General features: G+C 63.7%; 16 protein-coding genes. 8 read left to right on the top strand and 8 right to left on the bottom strand.

Translation table 11 applies throughout. From position 1 onward, the window contains the following. Window positions 1-323: 323 nt before the first annotated feature. The 3 genes from dapE to HU720_RS21150 are packed head-to-tail and all read left to right on the top strand — an operon-like array spanning window position 324 to window position 2,683. The gene (gene dapE, locus HU720_RS21160; protein ID WP_186522532.1) at window positions 324-1,475 is read left to right on the top strand and encodes a succinyl-diaminopimelate desuccinylase; all 1,152 of its coding nucleotides are present in this window, start codon (window positions 324-326) and stop codon (window positions 1,473-1,475) included. Next, window positions 1,475-2,287, top strand: coding sequence for a putative RNA methyltransferase (locus HU720_RS21155; protein WP_186522531.1), 813 nt, complete (start codon window positions 1,475-1,477; stop codon window positions 2,285-2,287). The genes dapE and HU720_RS21155 overlap by 1 nt, the downstream gene beginning before the upstream one ends. A gap of 18 nt (window positions 2,288-2,305) precedes the next feature. Beyond that, window positions 2,306-2,683 carry a hypothetical protein gene (locus tag HU720_RS21150; RefSeq protein WP_186522530.1) on the top strand — a complete coding sequence of 126 codons (378 nt, stop codon included), beginning with the start codon at window positions 2,306-2,308 and terminating at the stop codon, window positions 2,681-2,683. Window positions 2,684-2,754: 71 nt separating this feature from the next. Here the strand turns inward: HU720_RS21150 and HU720_RS21145 are convergent, their stop codons facing one another. Continuing rightward, window positions 2,755-2,964, bottom strand: a complete 210-nt coding sequence (locus HU720_RS21145) for a cold-shock protein (RefSeq protein ID WP_110992443.1) — start codon at window positions 2,962-2,964, stop codon at window positions 2,755-2,757. 231 nt (window positions 2,965-3,195) lie between these two features. Between HU720_RS21145 and plsB the strand changes: the two genes are divergently transcribed. The 3 genes from plsB (at window position 3,196) to HU720_RS21130 (ending at window position 6,947) form a co-directional block, all read left to right on the top strand. Beyond that, window positions 3,196-5,685 (top strand): glycerol-3-phosphate 1-O-acyltransferase PlsB, encoded by a 2,490-nt coding sequence (gene plsB / locus HU720_RS21140; protein ID WP_186522529.1) that lies wholly within the window; start codon window positions 3,196-3,198, stop codon window positions 5,683-5,685. A 140-nt stretch (window positions 5,686-5,825) separates the two neighbouring features. Further along, window positions 5,826-6,224, top strand: a complete 399-nt coding sequence (locus HU720_RS21135) for a YbaY family lipoprotein (RefSeq protein WP_186522528.1) — start codon at window positions 5,826-5,828, stop codon at window positions 6,222-6,224. A 33-nt stretch (window positions 6,225-6,257) separates the two neighbouring features. Then, the gene (locus HU720_RS21130; protein WP_186522527.1) at window positions 6,258-6,947 is read left to right on the top strand and encodes a DUF4197 domain-containing protein; all 690 of its coding nucleotides are present in this window, start codon (window positions 6,258-6,260) and stop codon (window positions 6,945-6,947) included. Window positions 6,948-7,102: 155 nt separating this feature from the next. On the opposite strand, the gene HU720_RS21125 is transcribed toward HU720_RS21130, so the two are convergent. Beyond that, window positions 7,103-10,168, bottom strand: coding sequence for an efflux RND transporter permease subunit (locus HU720_RS21125; protein ID WP_186522526.1), 3,066 nt, complete (start codon window positions 10,166-10,168; stop codon window positions 7,103-7,105). Window positions 10,169-10,174: 6 nt separating this feature from the next. Beyond that, on the bottom strand, window positions 10,175-11,269 hold the full coding sequence (locus HU720_RS21120) for an efflux RND transporter periplasmic adaptor subunit (RefSeq protein WP_186522525.1): 1,095 nt from the start codon (window positions 11,267-11,269) through the stop codon (window positions 10,175-10,177). 159 nt (window positions 11,270-11,428) lie between these two features. On the opposite strand from HU720_RS21120, the gene HU720_RS21115 reads away from it, so the two are divergent. Then, window positions 11,429-12,070, top strand: a complete 642-nt coding sequence (locus HU720_RS21115; RefSeq protein WP_339598270.1) for a TetR/AcrR family transcriptional regulator — start codon at window positions 11,429-11,431, stop codon at window positions 12,068-12,070. A gap of 135 nt (window positions 12,071-12,205) precedes the next feature. Here the strand turns inward: HU720_RS21115 and HU720_RS21110 are convergent, their stop codons facing one another. Then, window positions 12,206-12,988 (bottom strand): class I SAM-dependent methyltransferase, encoded by a 783-nt coding sequence (locus HU720_RS21110; RefSeq protein ID WP_186522523.1) that lies wholly within the window; start codon window positions 12,986-12,988, stop codon window positions 12,206-12,208. Window positions 12,989-13,083: 95 nt separating this feature from the next. Between HU720_RS21110 and HU720_RS21105 the strand changes: the two genes are divergently transcribed. After that, a complete protein-coding gene (locus HU720_RS21105) occupies window positions 13,084-13,704 on the top strand; it encodes an energy transducer TonB (RefSeq protein ID WP_186522522.1) in 621 nt (206 codons plus the stop codon). 2 nt (window positions 13,705-13,706) lie between these two features. On the opposite strand, the gene HU720_RS21100 is transcribed toward HU720_RS21105, so the two are convergent. From HU720_RS21100 to HU720_RS21085, 4 genes are read right to left on the bottom strand one after another with little or no spacing between them, the layout of a single operon-like run. Then, the gene (locus tag HU720_RS21100) at window positions 13,707-14,396 is read right to left on the bottom strand and encodes an extensin family protein (protein ID WP_186522521.1); all 690 of its coding nucleotides are present in this window, start codon (window positions 14,394-14,396) and stop codon (window positions 13,707-13,709) included. 6 nt (window positions 14,397-14,402) lie between these two features. Then, complete coding sequence (locus tag HU720_RS21095) at window positions 14,403-15,233, bottom strand: isocitrate lyase/phosphoenolpyruvate mutase family protein (RefSeq protein ID WP_186522520.1); 831 nt, start codon at window positions 15,231-15,233, stop codon at window positions 14,403-14,405. Between the two features lie 31 nt (window positions 15,234-15,264). Next, window positions 15,265-16,134, bottom strand: a complete 870-nt coding sequence (locus HU720_RS21090; protein WP_186522519.1) for a DUF72 domain-containing protein — start codon at window positions 16,132-16,134, stop codon at window positions 15,265-15,267. A 3-nt stretch (window positions 16,135-16,137) separates the two neighbouring features. After that, a complete protein-coding gene (locus tag HU720_RS21085; RefSeq protein WP_186522518.1) occupies window positions 16,138-16,425 on the bottom strand; it encodes a hypothetical protein in 288 nt (95 codons plus the stop codon). Window positions 16,426-16,831 lie beyond the last annotated feature (406 nt).

Raw genomic sequence — 16,831 nt, 5'->3', positions numbered from 1 at the left:
GGGCTGCGCAGCAGCCCTGAAAACCCAATGGGCTGCTGCGCAGCCCAACGCGGGGCAAGCCCGCTCGCCACAAGGGAGCTCGCCACAAGGAGATATGTCTGGCGAGAACAGGCTTGTACAAAAACCATAGAATCTCCCACAAAGACTGCGCCGGGCCATGATGCCGAGGCCGGGCACAGTTTTTGTGGGAGCTGGCGACAGCCTGCGATGAGCCCAGTGCAGGATTGCGGCTCCCACGCCCACTACACCGTGTCGGCGCAACGTGTTTGATATAAGATAACGCCCCTCAGATTTCCCCGCCTTGCCTTGCCCCGGAGTACCCCATGACGGCCCCAGCCGAGCTTTCGCCTACCCTGCAACTGGCCTGCGACCTGATCCGTCGCCCATCGGTCACCCCGGTCGATGCCGACTGCCAGGCCCAGATGATGAATCGCCTCGGCGCCGCAGGCTTCAAGCTCGAACCCATGCGTATCGAGGACGTCGACAACTTCTGGGCCACCCATGGCACTGGCGAAGGCCCGGTGCTGTGCTTCGCCGGCCACACCGACGTGGTACCGACCGGCCCGGTGCAGCAGTGGCAACATGAGCCGTTCAATGCGCTGATCGACCAGGACGGCATGCTCTGCGGCCGTGGCGCCGCCGACATGAAGGGCAGCCTGGCCTCGATGGTGGTCGCCTGCGAGCGCTTCGTCGCGCAGTACCCCAACCATCGCGGCAAGGTCGCCTTCCTGATCACCAGCGACGAAGAAGGCCCGGCACACCACGGCACCAAGGCGGTGGTGGAAGTGCTCAAGGCGCGCAACGAGCGCATGGACTGGTGCATCGTCGGCGAACCGTCGAGCACCGACTTGCTGGGTGATGTGGTCAAGAACGGCCGTCGCGGCTCGCTCGGTGCCAAGCTGACCGTGCGCGGCAAGCAAGGCCACGTGGCCTACCCGCACCTGGCGCGCAACCCAATCCACCTGGCAGCGCCAGCGCTGGCCGAGCTTGCCGCCGAGCACTGGGACGAAGGCAACGCGTTCTTCCCGCCCACCAGCTTCCAGATCTCCAACCTCAATTCCGGTACGGGCGCCACCAATGTGGTGCCAGGCGAGCTGAGCGCATTGTTCAACTTCCGCTTCTCCACCGAGTCCACCGTCGAAGGCCTGCAACAGCGGGTGGCGGCGATTCTCGACAAGCACCAACTGGACTGGAGCATCGACTGGGCGTTGTCGGGCCTGCCGTTCCTGACCGAACCGGGCGAGCTGCTCGATGCCGTGTCGTCGAGCATCAAGGCGGTCACCGGCCGCGACACCCAGGCCTCCACCAGCGGTGGCACCTCCGATGGGCGCTTCATCGCCACCATGGGTACCCAGGTCGTCGAGCTTGGTCCGGTCAACGCCACCATCCATCAGGTGGACGAGCGCATCCTGGCCAGCGATCTCGACCTGTTGACTGAAATCTACTACCAGACCCTGGTACGGTTGCTCGCCTGATGCTTGCCTGCCCACTTTGCCAGGCGCCGCTGGCGCCGCTCGACAATGGCGTCGCCTGCCCGGCCGGCCACCGTTTCGACCGCGCTCGCCAGGGTTACCTGAACCTGCTGCCGGTGCAGCACAAGAACAGCCGCGACCCCGGCGACAACCAGGCCATGGTCGAGGCGCGCCGGGATTTTCTCGACGGCGGCCACTACGCCCCGGTCGCGCAACGCCTGGCAGCCCTGGCCGCCGAGCGTGCGCCGCGCACTTGGCTGGACATCGGTTGCGGCGAGGGCTACTACACCGCCCTGCTCGCCCAAGCCTTGCCCGCATCTGACGGCTATGCGCTGGATATTTCCCGCGAAGCGGTCAAGCGCGCTTGCCGGCGCGCACCGCAACTCACCTGGATGGTCGCCAGCATGGCCCGCGTGCCGATGGCCGATGTCAGCTGCAATTTTATCGCCAGTGTGTTCAGCCCGCTCGACTGGGCCGAAGCCAAGCGCCTGCTGGCGCCGGGTGGCGGCCTGATGCGGGTAGGCCCGACCAGCGGCCACCTGATGGAACTGCGTGAAGTGCTCTACGATGAAGTGCGCCCCTACGCCGATGACAAGCACTTGGCCCTGGTCCCCCAAGGCATGGCCCACGCCCACAGCGAAGTGCTCGAATTCCGTCTGAGCCTGGCCGCGCCCAAGGCCCGCGCCGACCTGCTGGCCATGACGCCACACGGCTGGCGCGCCAGCGCCGAAAAGCGCGCCCAGGTGATCGACCAGGCCGCGCCGTTCGAGGTGACGGTTTCCATGCGTTATGACTATTTTGTGCGCCAAGACTGAGCACACCCGGAGCCCCCAATGCGCCAACCCGATATCGAAATTTATCTGAAAGACGCCGACGTCGATCACAAGCAGATCGCCGACTGGCTCGCCCAGGCCTTGGGCCCGTGCAGCGAATGGAAGCAGAAAGGTCAGACCTTCAAGTGCATGGCCGGTAACATTCCGGTCACTTGGTTACCGAAGGCTGTAGGGAAATGGAACAGCCTGTACCTGGAAAGCGAGCACACCCCCTGGGCCGATGACATCGCTTGCGCCCGCGCAGCCTTTGCCGCACTCAACGTCGAAGTGCGCTGTGCACCGGGTAGCTGGGCTGAAGAAGACGGGGAAGAAGATGCCGACCGCTGGGTACGGATCAGCGCCGACGGCGAAGAAGAAATCACCTGGCGCACACACTGAGAGCAAGCTGCAAGCTGGATCGCATCAGGCTGCAAGCTCCACGGAAAGCTTGCAGCTTGAGGCTTGAAGGGTCAGAGACCGACGACGTCTTCAGCCTGCAGGCCTTTCTGGCCCTGCACCAATGCGTACTCCACCTGTTGCCCCTCGACCAGGGTGCGATGCCCCTCTCCGCGGATAGCCCGATAGTGGACGAACACATCCGCCCCACCGTCGCGCTGAATGAAGCCATAACCCTTGGCATCGTTGAACCACTTCACATTCCCAGTCTCACGAGACGACATCTGAACTACTCCGGTTTTTTATTTTGAAGATCGCCTTGCCGGCCCAGGCTCACCACCTGCGCCGTCGCCGCTTGGGTGAATACCAAGCAAGCGGCAGGCCGAGTATATGGCAGGCCAGAAAAATATTTGATGACGCCCCGCGTTTATGCCGATTTTTGCTGAACTTACGCAGATACGGCAGACTAACGCCATGGAAAAACCCCGAAACCCCTTAGCCAGGGCAATGACTCGATGACCCGTTCCCCCTTGCGCCGCCTGATCTTCGGCGCCCTGCGCCGCGTCCTGTACCTGTGGGTGCGCTCCGAGACCATCAACCAGTCCTCACTCACCCTCAAGCTCGACCGCAGCCGCCCGGTGTTCTATGCCCTGCCCTCGCCGTCGCTCACCGACCTTGCCGTGATCGACCACGAATGCACCAAAGCGGGGCTGCCGCGCCCGGTGCTCCCCGTCGTGGTTGGGCCGTTGCAGGAAGCCGCGGCGTTCTTCTACCTCACCCCCGACCCCGACTGGCTCGGCCGCCAGGACAAACGCGGCGCACCGCCGACCCTGGAGCGGCTGGTATCGGCAATTACCCAACACCCCGAAGAAGACGCGCAAATCATCCCGGTCAGCGTGTTCTGGGGGCAGACTCCGGCCAGTGAATCAAGCCCGTGGAAGCTGCTGTTCGCCGACAGTTGGGCCGTCACCGGGCGCCTGCGCCGGCTGCTGAGCATTCTGATTCTGGGGCGCAAGACCCGCGTGCAGTTCTCGGCGCCCATTCACCTGCGTGAGCTGGTCGACCACAACAAAGGCCATGAACGCACCGTGCGCATGGCCCAGCGCGTCATGCGCGTGCATTTTCGCAACCTCAAGACCGCGGTCATCGGCCCGGACATCTCGCACCGGCGCAATCTGGTCAAAGGGCTGATCCGTGATCCGCTGGTGCGCCAGGCCATCAGCGAGGAAGCCGAACGCGAGAACATCTCCTACGCCAAGGCCGAGGCCAAGGCGCTGCACTACGGCAACGAGATCGCATCCGACTACACCTACACCGCCATCCGCTTCCTTGAGGTGGTGCTCAGCTGGTTCTGGAACAAAATCTACGACGGCATCAAGGTCAACCACATCGAGCAGGTCCAAGGCATCGCCCCCGGTCACGAAGTGATCTACGTGCCGTGCCACCGCAGCCATATCGACTACCTGCTGCTGTCGTACCTGTTGTTCCGCAATGGCCTGACGCCGCCGCACATCGCCGCCGGCATCAACCTCAACATGCCGGTGATCGGCAGCCTGCTGCGCCGTGGCGGCGCGTTCTTCATGCGCCGCACCTTCAAGGGCAACCCGCTGTACACCGCCGTGTTCAACGAATACCTGCACACCCTGTTCACCAAGGGCTTCCCGGTGGAGTACTTCGTCGAAGGTGGCCGCTCGCGCACCGGGCGTATGCTGCAGCCACGCCCGGGCATGCTGGCCATCACCCTGCGCAGCTTCCTGCGCTCCTCGCGGACCCCCATCGTGTTTGTGCCGGTGTACATCGGCTATGAGCGGGTACTCGAAGGGCGCACCTACCTGGGCGAGCTGCGCGGGGCGAGCAAGAAAAAAGAGTCGATCTTTGACATCTTCAAGGTCATTGGCGCGCTCAGGCAGCGCTTTGGCCAGGTGGCCGTGAACTTCGGCGAGCCGATCCGCCTGGCCGGTTTCCTCGACCAGCACCAGCCGGAGTGGCGCATCCAGGACCTGGCGCCGCAATACCGCCCGGCCTGGCTCAACGAAACCACCACCCGCCTTGGCGAGACCGTGGCCCGCCACCTCAACGGTGCGGCGGCGGTCAACCCGGTCAACCTGGTGGCCATGGCACTGCTGTCCACCAGCCGCATGGCCTTGGACGAACGCGCCTTGGTGCGGGTTCTCGACCTGTACATGACGCTGCTGCGCCAAGTGCCCTATTCGGCGCACACCACCCTGCCCGAAGGCGATGGCCCCGCCATGATCAGCCACGTACTGGGCATGGACCTGCTGGCCGAGCAGAAGGACGCGATGGGCCGCATCCTGTACCTGGATGAAGGCAATGCGGTGCTGATGACCTATTACCGCAACAACGTGCTGCACATTTTCGCCCTGCCGGGGCTACTGGCCAGCTTCTTCCAAAGCAGCTCGCGCATCAGCCGCGAACTGATCGGGCGCTACGTCACCGCGTTGTACCCCTATTTGCAGGCTGAGCTGTTCCTGCGCTGGGAGCCTGCAGAGCTGGACGAGGTGATCGACCAATGGCTGGCAGCGCTGGTCGAGCAGGGCCTGCTGCGTTTCGAAAATGGCGTGTACCTGCGCCCGGCGCCCAGCTCGCGCCAGTTCGTGCTGCTGACCCTGCTGGCACGCACCATCACCCAGACCCTGCAACGCTTCTACATGGCCACCTCGCTGCTGCTCAACAGCGGCCAGCACAGCCTGAGCGCCGAGCAACTCGAAGAGCTGTGCGTGATGATGGCGCAGCGCCTGTCGATTCTGCATGGGCTCAATGCCCCAGAGTTTTTCGACAAGACCTTGTTCCGCCACTTCATCCAGACCCTGGTGCGCGAAGGCGTGCTCACGCCCGATGCCGACGGCAAGCTGGGTTATCACAGCAAGCTCGGCGAGCTGGCCGAAGGTGCGGCCAAGCGCGTGCTGTCGGCAGAGCTGCGCCTGTCGATTCGCCAAGTGGCGTTGCACCAGGAAGATCAGGCGCACACGGTACTGGCTGAGTAATTTACAGAGGGCTGCACTGCAGCCCCGCACTCCCGCATGGCCGCCACTGAGTGAGCGAAATTCCCCCTGCGCTGCCTGTAGTGAACCCACTAACGTCCGGGGTGGGCATAAACCAAGCCCCCTCAAACGACGGAGATTACATGAAAGAGTTCATTACCCCACGCAGCGCCAACCTTCCCGAAGCCAGTTCAGACTCCCCACCTGCGTGCTACACCACCCTCGAAGGCGAAGTGTTCTACATGCAGCGCATCGCCCTGCCACTGGGCGCCCACTTGAGCGTGAGCCTGGAAGACGTATCGTGGGCGGACGCATCGTCCGTGATCCTGGCATCGCAAGCTGGGCCGGTCGAAGGCAACGTGCCACTGCCGTTTAGCTTAAGCTACGATCTAGAACAGATCATGCCGGGCCACAGCTACGCGGTGAGCGCGCGCATTGAACTCGATGGCGAGCTATTGTTCATTAACACCGAGCACCATAGCGTGACGTTGGACGGCCAAGACCCGCAACCGCTGCGGATCAAGGTCGACCCGGTGCGCTGAACCCCGTTCCATTCCGTTCACAAGGAAACCTCCATGCTTCGCACCTCCCTGCGCTTCACCACCCTGTGTGCCGGCCTGCTGCTGTCGGCCAGCGCCATGGCCTTGTCGCTTGGCGACCTGTCCCAAGGTGACGCCTCCACCGGCCTGAAAGACGCCCTCAGCCAAGGCGCCCAGGTTGCCGTCAAGCAACTGAGCACCCCGGGTGGCTTCAACAACAACCCCGATGTGCGCATCGAGCTGCCGGGCAAGCTGGGCAAGGCCGCAAAGGCGATGAAGATGTTTGGTAAAGGTGACCAGGTCGATGCCCTGGAAAACAGCATGAACAAAGCCGCTGAGGCCGCTGTGCCGCAGGCGCAGGCACTGTTGCTGGATGCCGTGAAGAAGATGACCGTGACCGACGCCAAGGGCATCCTCAGCGGCGGCAACGACTCGGCTACCCAGTACCTCAACAAGAGCAGCCGCGAGCAGATCCGCGCCAAGTTCCTGCCTATCGTGAAACAAGCCACCGACCAAGTGGGGCTGGCCAAGCAGTACAACAACTTCGCAGGCCAGGCCGCAAGCCTGGGGGTGGTCGACGCCAAGAGCGCCAACATCGAGAGCTACGTGACCGAAAAAGCCCTCGATGGCCTGTTCGAAATGATCGCCAAGCAGGAAGAGACTATTCGCAAGAACCCTGCCCAGGCTGCTACCAGCATTGCCAAGAAGGTGTTTGGCGCGCTTTGAAGCGCTATTGCATGCGGGTTTTGTAGGAGCGACCTTGTGTCGCGAAAGGGCTGCACAGCAGCCCCTGGATATTCGCGTGATGCAAAAATCCCGGGGCTGCTACGCAGCCCTTTCACGGCACAAGGCCGCTCCTACACATTCAAAAGCAACCCGCGTCAGCCCTTCTTCACCCTGAACCACGCCGCATACAGCGCCGGCAGGAACAACAGGGTGAGTACCGTCGCCACGATCAAGCCGCCCATGATCGCCACCGCCATCGGCCCGTAGAACACGCTACGCGACAGCGGAATCATCGCCAGTACCGCCGCCAATGCCGTCAGCACGATAGGCCGGAAGCGCCGTACTGTCGCTTCGATGATCGCCTCCCAACGGCCCAGCCCTGCGGCGATGTCCTGCTCGATCTGGTCGACCAGAATCACCGAGTTGCGCATGATCATGCCCGCCAGGGCAATGGTGCCCAGCATCGCCACGAATCCGAACGGTTGGCGAAATACCAGCAGGAACAGGGTCACGCCAATCAGCCCCAGAGGCGCGGTGAGGAACACCATGAACATCCGCGAGAAGCTGCGCAGCTGAATCATCAGCAGGCTCAGCACCACCACGATGAACAGCGGCATGCCGGCGTTCACTGAACGTTGGCCGCGCTCGGAATCCTCGACCGTGCCGCCCACCTCCAGCAGGTAGCCATCCGGCAAAGCGGTCTTGATCTGTTGCAGGGTCGGCAGAATCTGGTGGGTCAAGGTGGCCGGCTGGGTGTTGTCGTAGATATCGGCGCGCACGGTGACTGTCGGCAGGCGGTTGCGGTGCCAGATCACCCCTTCTTCGAAGCCGTATTCAAGCGTTGCCACCTGGCTCAGCGCCACGCTCTGGCCGTTGTCGGTCGGCAGTGCCAGGCTGGCGAGGTTGCCCAGTTCGCGGCGTTCCTGTTCGGTGCCGCGCAGCACAATCTCGATCAATTCGTTGTCTTCGCGGTACTGGCTGACGTTGCTGCCAGTCAGCGAGCTTTGCAGGAAACTCGACAGGTGCGAAGTGCTCACCCCGAGGGCGCGGGCGCGGTCCTGGTCGATGTTCAGGTACACCGCCTTGCTGGGTTCTTCCCAGTCCAGGTGCACGTTGACCACATGCGGGTTCTCGCGCACCTTCGCCGCCACCTCGCGGGCCAGGGCGCGGACTTTTTCGATGTGCTCGCCGGTTACCCGGAACTGCACCGGGTAGCCCACCGGCGGGCCGTTTTCCAGGCGCGTGACACGGCCACGCAGGTCGGGGAACTGCTCGTCGAGCGTCGCGATCAGCCAGCTACGCAGGCGTTCGCGCTCATCGATGGATTTAGCCAGCACCACGAACTGGGCAAAACTGGCCGCTGGCAGTTGCTGGTCAAGCGGCAGGTAAAAGCGCGGCGAGCCGGTGCCGACATAGGCCACGAAATTATCGATGCCCTCCTGCTGCTTGAACATCGCCTCCAACTGGCGCACGCGCTCGGCGGTGTTGTTCAGCGAAGCGCCTTCGGCAAGCTTGAGGTCGACCATGAGCTCAGGGCGGCCCGAGGCCGGGAAGAACTGCTGGGGCACGAAACGAAACAGCAGGATGCTGCCGACAAACGCCGCGATGGTCAGCACGATTACCGTCTTGCGCCGCTGCACGCACCAGCCCACCACGCGCCGCACGCGCTGGTAGAACGGCGTGGCATAAGGGTCCGGGGCCTGCCCGTCACTGCCGTGGCGGGCCGCGTGGCGCTTGGCCAGGTCTGGCAACAGGCGCTCGCCCAGGTACGGCACGAACACCACCGCCGCTACCCACGAGGTCAGCAGCGCGATGGTCACCACCTGGAAGATTGACCGGGTGTACTCGCCGGTACTCGACGCCGCCGTGGCAATGGGCAAGAAGCCCGCAGCGGTAATCAGGGTGCCAGTGAGCATCGGGAACGCTGTGCTGGTCCAGGCGTAACTGGCGGCCTTGAGGCGGTCGTAGCCCTGCTCCATCTTGATCGCCATCATCTCGACCGCGATGATCGCGTCATCCACCAGCAAGCCCAGCGCCAGCACCAGCGCGCCAAGGGAAATCTTGTGCAGGCCGATGCCGAAGTAGTGCATCAAGGCAAAGGTCATGGCCAGCACCAGCGGGATCGCCAGCGCCACCACCAGGCCTGTACGCACGCCGAGCGAGAAGAAGCTCACCAGCAACACAATGGCCAGCGCCTCGACCAGCACCTGGACAAACTCCCCCACCCCGGCCTTCACCGCTGCGGGCTGGTCAGACACCTTGCTCAGCTCCATGCCAGCCGGCAGGCTGCGCGCCAGGCGGGCGAACTCGTCTTCAAGGGCCTTGCCCAGCACAAGAATATCGCCGCCATCTTTCATCGACACCGCAAGGCCGATGGCGTCTTCACCCATGAAACGCATGCGCGGGGCGGGTGGGTCATTGAAGCCGCGCTGCACTTGGGCGACATCGCCGATACGGAAGGTACGGTCGCCGACCCGAATGGGGAACTGGCGAATCTGCTCGACACTGTCAAAACGCCCGCTGACGCGCAATTGCAGGCGCTCGCTGGGGGTCTCGAAAAAGCCGGCGGTGGTTACCGCGTTCTGCTCGCGCAGGGCCTGCTGCACCGCACTCAGCGGCACGCCAAGGGTGGCCAGCTTGGTGTTGGACAGCTCGATCCAGATTTTTTCATCCTGCAGCCCGACCAACTCGACCTTGCCGACGTCCTTGACCCGCTGCAACTGCACCTGGACGCGGTCGGCGTAATCCTTGAGCACCGCGTAATCGAAACCTGGGCCGGTCAGGGCGTAGATATTGCCGAACGTGGTGCCGAATTCATCATTGAAATATGGGCCTTTGACCTCGGGCGGCAAGGTATGGCGGATGTCCTCGACCTTCTTGCGGATCTGGTACCACAGCTCGGGGATGTCCTTGGAGTGCAGCGAATCGCGGGCAGCGAAGGTGACCTCGGACTCACCGGGGCGCGAGAACGAGACGATTTTCTCGTACTCGCCGGTTTCCATGAGCTTCTTCTCGATACGCTCGGTAACCTGGCGCGAGACCTCCTCGGCACTGGCCCCCGGCCACTGGGTATGGATGACCATGGCCTTGAAGGTGAACGGCGGGTCTTCGCTTTGCCCCAACTTTGTGTAGGAAACAGCGCCGACCGCAGCCAGCAGGATCATCAGGAACAGCACGATCTGGCGATTGCGCAGCGCCCAGGCAGAAAGATTGAAACCCATGCTGACCTACTCCTTGCCCGCCAGGTTCACGTCACGGTTGTTGCGGTCCACTGGCCGCACCTGCTGGCCTTCGCGCAGCACATGGCCTCCGGCGGCAACCACCCAGTCGCCAGCCTGCAGGCCTTCGAGCACGGGCACGCTTTCGGCACCGTAGGCGCCAAGGCGCACGGCAGCCCGTTGCAGACGGTTGTCCTTGCCGACCCGCCACACATACGCCTGCCCGCCCTCGGCGCTGACCGCCGCCAGCGGCACGGCCAACGGTGCCTGCTCGGCATGGGCGATGAACACCCGTGCGCTCTGGCCCAATTCCGCCGGCGCCTTGCCGGTAAAGGCGATGCGGGCGGCGAAGGTGCGCGAACGAGGGTCTGCCGCAGGCGACAGCTCACGGATACGCCCTTCGAAGCGCTGGTTGGGGTGCGACCATAGCTCAACGCTCACCGCCTGGCCCACGGCAAACTGGGCGAACTGCTGCTCTGGCACGCCGATGGCTACTTCCCGTTCGCCATCAGCGGCGAGGGTAAACACGGTCTGCCCAGCCGCGACCACTTGGCCCACTTCAACCTGGCGCTTGGCAATCACCCCGGCTTGCGGCGCACGCAGCACGGCATACGCAGCCTGATTGCCGGCGACATCCGCCTCGGCCTTGGCTTGCTTGAGGCGGGCCAAGCCTGCGCGGTAGAGGTTTTCGGCGTTATCGAACTGCGAATGGCTGACCATGCCCCGGTCGAGCAGCTTCTGGTAGCGCTCACGCTCGGCGCGCACCAGCGCCAGGTTGGCTTCGGCAGCAGCCAATTGCGCGCGGTTGGCTTCCAGTTGCAGGCGCACATCCTGTGGGTCCAGCTCGGCCAGGGCCTGTTCGGCATTGACCCGCTGGCCCTCTTCGACCAGGCGTTTGCTCACCTTGCCGGCGATACGAAACGCAAGCTCCGGCTCGAACCGCGCCCGCACTTCACCGGGGTAGCTGTCGGCCGAAGCCCCTGCCGGTTGTGGCTGAACCACTAGCGCCGGGCGCGGCGCAGCAGGTGGCGCGGCCTCCTGGCCGCAGGCAGTGAGCAACACAAGAGCAGTGGGCAAGGCGAACGACAACGCAAGACGCAACATGATGGAAGACCTTGGGCAGTGGGCGCAGCAATATTTATACTGACGAGTATACTAAATCAGCCAAACGCCTCCGGGAAGCACTGCCCGAGATAAAAACCAGATTAGCGGGCAGCCCCCGGATTGCCCGTGACCCGGTAATATGGCCACCTTTTACAGCCCATACGGTTCCCCATGCCCAACGACGCACCCATCGGCCCAGGCCGGCCAAAGGACCTGGCCAAGCGCGAGGCCATCCTTGAAGCCGCCAAGTCGCTGTTTCTCAGCCTTGGCTACGCCAACACCAGCATGGATGCAGTCGCTTCGGCGGCAGGTGTTTCAAAACTCACCGTGTACAGCCATTTCACCGACAAACAGACGCTGTTTGCAGCGGCGGTCATGGCTACCTGCCAGATTCAACTGCCGGACCTGATCTTTGCCTACCCCGACGGGGTGCCGGTGGAAGAGGTACTGCTGAAAATCGCCCGCGGCTTCCAGGCATTGATCAGCAGCGACGAGGCCGTCAAGCTCAGCCGCTTGATCATGGCGCAAGGCAGCCATGACCCGGGGTTCGGGCAGTACTTCTATGAAGCCGGGCCCAAGCAGGTGCTGGCAGGCATGGAAGCGCTGTTGCGCCAGGCCGACGAGCGCGGGTTGCTGCGCATCGAGAATCCGCTGCATGCCGCGGAGCATTTTTTCTGCTTGGTCAAAGGTGCGCCGGATTACCGGTTGTTGCTGGGGTGTGCCGGGCCGCTGGAGGGGGAGGCAGCCGAGGCGCATGTGCGGGAGGTGGTGGGGGTCTTTGTGCGGGCCTACCGACTTTAGCCCTTCGATTGACAGGCCCGCCTCATCGCAGGCTGGTGCCAGCCCTCATAAAACAAACGCCAACTAACTGACTTTCATAGAAACGTGGGAGCGGGCTTGCTCGGAAGGGCTGGGTGATCTCCTGCCTGGGCTCGATCAGGCCTTCAAAGCCTTCTTCGGGTAGATGTCATACCGGCTCGACTTGCCCTCAAGGCTATGGCTCGGTTTGGGCCCATCAATGATCGGCGCCTTGCGCGGCCGTTTGACCACCACCCGATGGGTGGCCAGCGCCAAAGCGGCCTCAAGCAGGGCCGGCGCATCCAGGTCATCGCCAACCAGCGGGCGGAACACGCGCATCTCTTTTTTCACCAGCGCGCTCTTGTCGCGGTGCGGGAACATTGGGTCCAGGTAGATCACCTGCGGCGGCTCCCCTTCCCAGTTGCGCATGCGCTCGATCGAATTGCCGCCGAGCAGGCGCATGCGCTCGACGATTGCACCCACCTCGCCATCACCCCGGGCGCGAGCCAGGCCATCTTCGAGCAAGGCAGCAACCAACGGCTGGCGCTCGATCAGGGTCATCTGGCAGCCCAGGCTTGCAAGCACGAAGGCATCCTTGCCAAGCCCTGCGGTGGCGTCGAGCACCTGCGGGCGCACGCCCTGGGCGATGCCCACGGCCTTGGCGATCATCTGCCCGCTGCCGCCACCGAACAAGCGCCGGTGCGCCGCCTGGCCTTCGACGAAATCGACACGAACAGGGCCCGGTGCCTGCGGGCCAAGTTGTTGGATCTGCAGGCCATCTTCACCAAACTGCACGGCAAATTCGGCGTTCTCGGCAACCAACGGCAAACCCAGGCGTGCGGCCCATTGCTGCGCCTGGGCCTGAAATTGCGGCGCCAACGCCTCGACCCGGATACCTGCGCCCTGCACTTGCTCAACCATCGGTTCACGCACTCGAAAAAATTAATGAAAGCCCGGCCAAGGCCGATAAAGCGAATATCCCGCTATTCTGCCAGAGCACAACGCGCGCGACTGCCATGACAGATACTCTTCCCATCGGTTTGACCTACTTGTCGCCTGTCGGCAACTACGGTCGACAGAATACCCAGGCATTGGGTGGCGTCAGCCACCTGTGGCAGGATTTCTTCGCCAGCGCGATGGCCGAGCAGCAGGAAGTCGAGATCGACAGCTTCAGCCAGGCGCTGGTGCAGTACGACCAGGAAAGCGGCGAACCTGTCGGTGGTGCCAAGGCACTGGCACTGATCGAAACCCAGCGCGCACTGCCGGTGCAAGACACCGAAGTCGCCCCGCCTGAACCCCTGTTCCTGCCCAAGGCCGAGCTTGAAGCGAAATTCCTGCCGCCTGCACCGGAGCCATTTGGCGCCGCCGAACTGATCGAGCAACAGCGCCAGCTCGACCTCAACACCAGCTGGCTGCGCCCGGTGGTCATGAGCCAGGGCCATCCGCTGGATGAGCCAGGCCCTGCCGGCTCGCCGCGCCCGCTACACCTGCCTATCGCTGAACTTGAGCGCAACCTGCTCGACCCAGCGCCTGAGCCGTTCGATGACACGACCCTGGCCAAGCAGCAGAACGACCTTGAGTTCGACACCCATTGGGCGCGCCCGGTGGTGCTGAACAACGTGCGCGTCTACGCCTGAGTTCAGCGGCAGATCTGCCACAGCCCCATGTCCAGATGAAAATGGTTGTGATGCGCCGCGTTATAGGCCGGCCCCAGCACCGTATCGAAACTGTCACAGGCCCCTTCCTGCACCTGCCTTAGAAACTGCGCCTTGGGCCCGTCGCCTTTCCAGTCCTTGGCCAGCACAATGCGCTGGCCGTCCTTCAGGCGAAAACCGCTGATATCCAGCGCGTTGGCGGTTGCGTGCTGGCTCAACCGGCCTTGCTTGCGGTGGTACATGTTGCGGCAGGCAAAACTGCCCAGATGATCGACCTGCACCACCGGCTGGCCAAAGACGCGCTGCGCGGCCGGCTGCAGGCCATGCTCCTCGAACAGTGCATATGCCACCGCCAGCGGGCAAGTCGCGAGGAAACTGCTGCTCAGCCGCGCTTGGCCGGCCTCGACCCGCCATACGTTTTGCAGCGGGCAATTGGCATTCGCTGCGCTGTCGGCCTGCTGGCGCACACGCAACGCAGAGGTTTGCAGCGCCTGGCGGCAGAGCTCGGGGTCGTTGCGCAGGCGCGACAGCTTGTAGGGCGTCAGCAGGTTCGGCGGCTGGCGCACGTCCAGCACGGCCCAGGGGTTCCAGGCATCCGCCGGGCGCAGCCCGAGTTGCCAGGCAAGGCCTGCCACCAGCAGCAGGCCCAACAGCAGTAACAACGCTTTACGCATAGGGCCTCAGCGGCGGAACAGGTCGTTGAGCTGGTCGAACGGCAAGGCCTGTTCGCCGTAGGTGAAGGTGCCCTGGTCGCGGATTTCCAGTGCTGCGCGCTGCAGGCCGCCCAAGGCAGCGCGGGCCAGCGAGGAGCCGACGCTGATGCGCTTGACCCCCAGTTCCTCCAACTCAGCCACGCTAAGCGCCACGCCGGCCATGCCCATCAGCACATTCAAAGGTTTCGGCGCGACCGCCTCCACCACCTTGCGCACTTGCTCGGCAGTGCGCAGCCCCGGGGCGTACAGCACATCGGCGCCTGCGTCGGCATAGGCCTGCAGCCGTGCGATGGTATTGTTCAGGTCCACACGGCCATGCAGCAGGTTCTCGGCGCGCGCGCACAAGGTGAACGGGAACGGCAAGCTGCGTGCAGCGCGCACCGCTTCTCGTACGCGAGCTACCGACAGTTCAAAGTCGTAGATCGGCGCCTCGGCGATACCACTGGCGTCCTCGATGGAGCCGCCCACCAGGCCGATTTCGGCAGCACGCAGAATCGCGTCGGCGCAGTGCTGTGGTGTGTCGCCAAAGCCGTTCTCCAGGTCCGCCGCCACCGGCAGCGGTGTGGCATTGACGATGACGCCTGCGTTTTGCAGGGTTTCATCCAGGTTCAATGCCCCTTCGGCATCAGGCCGCCCCAGGCTGAACGCCAGCCCCGCACTGGTGGTGGCCAGGGCTTCGAAACCGAGGCTAGCCAGCAGCCTGGCAGAACCTGCATCCCAAGGGTTGGCCATCACGAACGCGCCATCACGCTCATGCAGCGCCTTGAAGGCTTCGGCTCGCAGGGTTTGCACATCCATGGTTCAACCTCCGGCAATCATCAGTCATTCGTCAAAGTAAGCCCAGCTGTTCGACCTCGGGCGCACGCGGCAATTCCGGCAGCGCAGCAAGGCCCGGCAGCCGCGCCATCAGCAACTGGTGAAAACGCTTGGCCAGGGCGGCAGCCTGGTAGTTGTCAGCGGTGTGCAGGAACACATAGGGGCTGCGGCCCTCTTCAACCCAGCCGGCGACCTTGTCGACCCAAGGGGCCAGAAACGGTTCGTTGGCTGCCAGCTCTGGGTGGCCGATGAAACGTACCTGCGGGTGCTGGCTGAACGCACAGGGGCGCGGCGGCACTTTGGGCTTCTTGGCTTGGGCGTGCAGCACGCCGGGCTCGCGCGAGGTGCAACTGAACAGTGCACGCGGGTCGAGGCAGATGCGCTCCACGCCGCGCTCGTACAGCAGGCGATTGAGCAGGCGCTCTTGCTCACCCTTGGCGAAGAACGCCTGGTTGCGCACCTCGACCGCGACCGGCACCTGCAGCTCATCCAGAAACCAGGCAAGCTCGCCCAAGCGCGCCGGCCCGAACTGCGCCGGCAGCTGCAACCAGTAAGGCGCCACGCGGGCGCCGAGCGGGGCCATCAGGCGGGTGAAATCCAGGGCGGCGTCCAGTTGTGCACGCAGGTCATCGACATGGCTGACGTCACGCGGGAACTTGGCGGTAAAGCGAAAGCCGGGCGGCATGGTGCTGGCCCAACGTTCTACGGTTGCTGGTGCTGGGCGGGCGTAGAAGGTGGTGTTGCCTTCAACGGCGTTGAACACCTGGCTGTACAGGCCGAGGTAGTCGGTGGCGCGGGCATCGGCTGGGTAGAGGTAGTCACGCCAGGCGTTTTCGCTCCAGGAGGGGCAACCGATGAAATAGGGCAATGGGGACGGAGTCATCCGTCAAATGTACAGGTCGAGCCCCAGTACTTCCATGTCCCATTCGGTAAAGCCTGCGGTAGCCAGGTAGCTGGCCAGGGCGGTCGCGGTGCGGCGGTCGCGCGCGCGGGGGAAGATCATGTCTTGCTGGCGCGCCGGCAGGTTGCTGGAGCGGCGGTTGCTGTGCGTTTGCTGCGGCTCGGGCTCGTCGGTGATATCGGCTTCATCGTCGACCGCATCATCACGCACCGGCGCTTTGCGCGGTGTGCGTTTGATGGGGTAGCTGGGTGAGGAGAAGCCGTCGATGCGCATGGCATTACACTCAGGATCAATGATGGCAATTTAGCAGCATCAGAGATCCCTCGCTAATGCCCGAACGATAACTGGACCACAGATCAAGCAAAAGGTTTATCACCAACGGCGATAGCCGACGAAATGCGGGGCATCTTGATGCAACTTCTTGCCGAAAATCCTAGGGCCCGCTCTCACACCGAGTCATGCGGCGCAGGTCTGTGCAGGCTTGTGCTGGCCTGATCGCAGGCTGTCGCCAGCTCCCACAGAGGCCGCGTACAGTCGCAATATTGGGGCCTTCCCCAGATCCTGTGGAAGATTCTATGGTTTCGGGCAAGTCGCTTTTGATCGTGTAGGAGCGGCCTTGTGTCGCGAAAGGGCTGCGAAGCAGCCCCAGCGATTCTGGTGGTTGCTCAGATCCTGGGGC

The organism is Pseudomonas sp. SWRI51 (assembly GCF_014268825.1).
Lineage (GTDB): Bacteria > Pseudomonadota > Gammaproteobacteria > Pseudomonadales > Pseudomonadaceae > Aquipseudomonas > Aquipseudomonas farsensis.
Note: the sequence above shows the minus strand (reverse complement) of the source record. Positions and strands in the feature narration are given on the sequence as shown.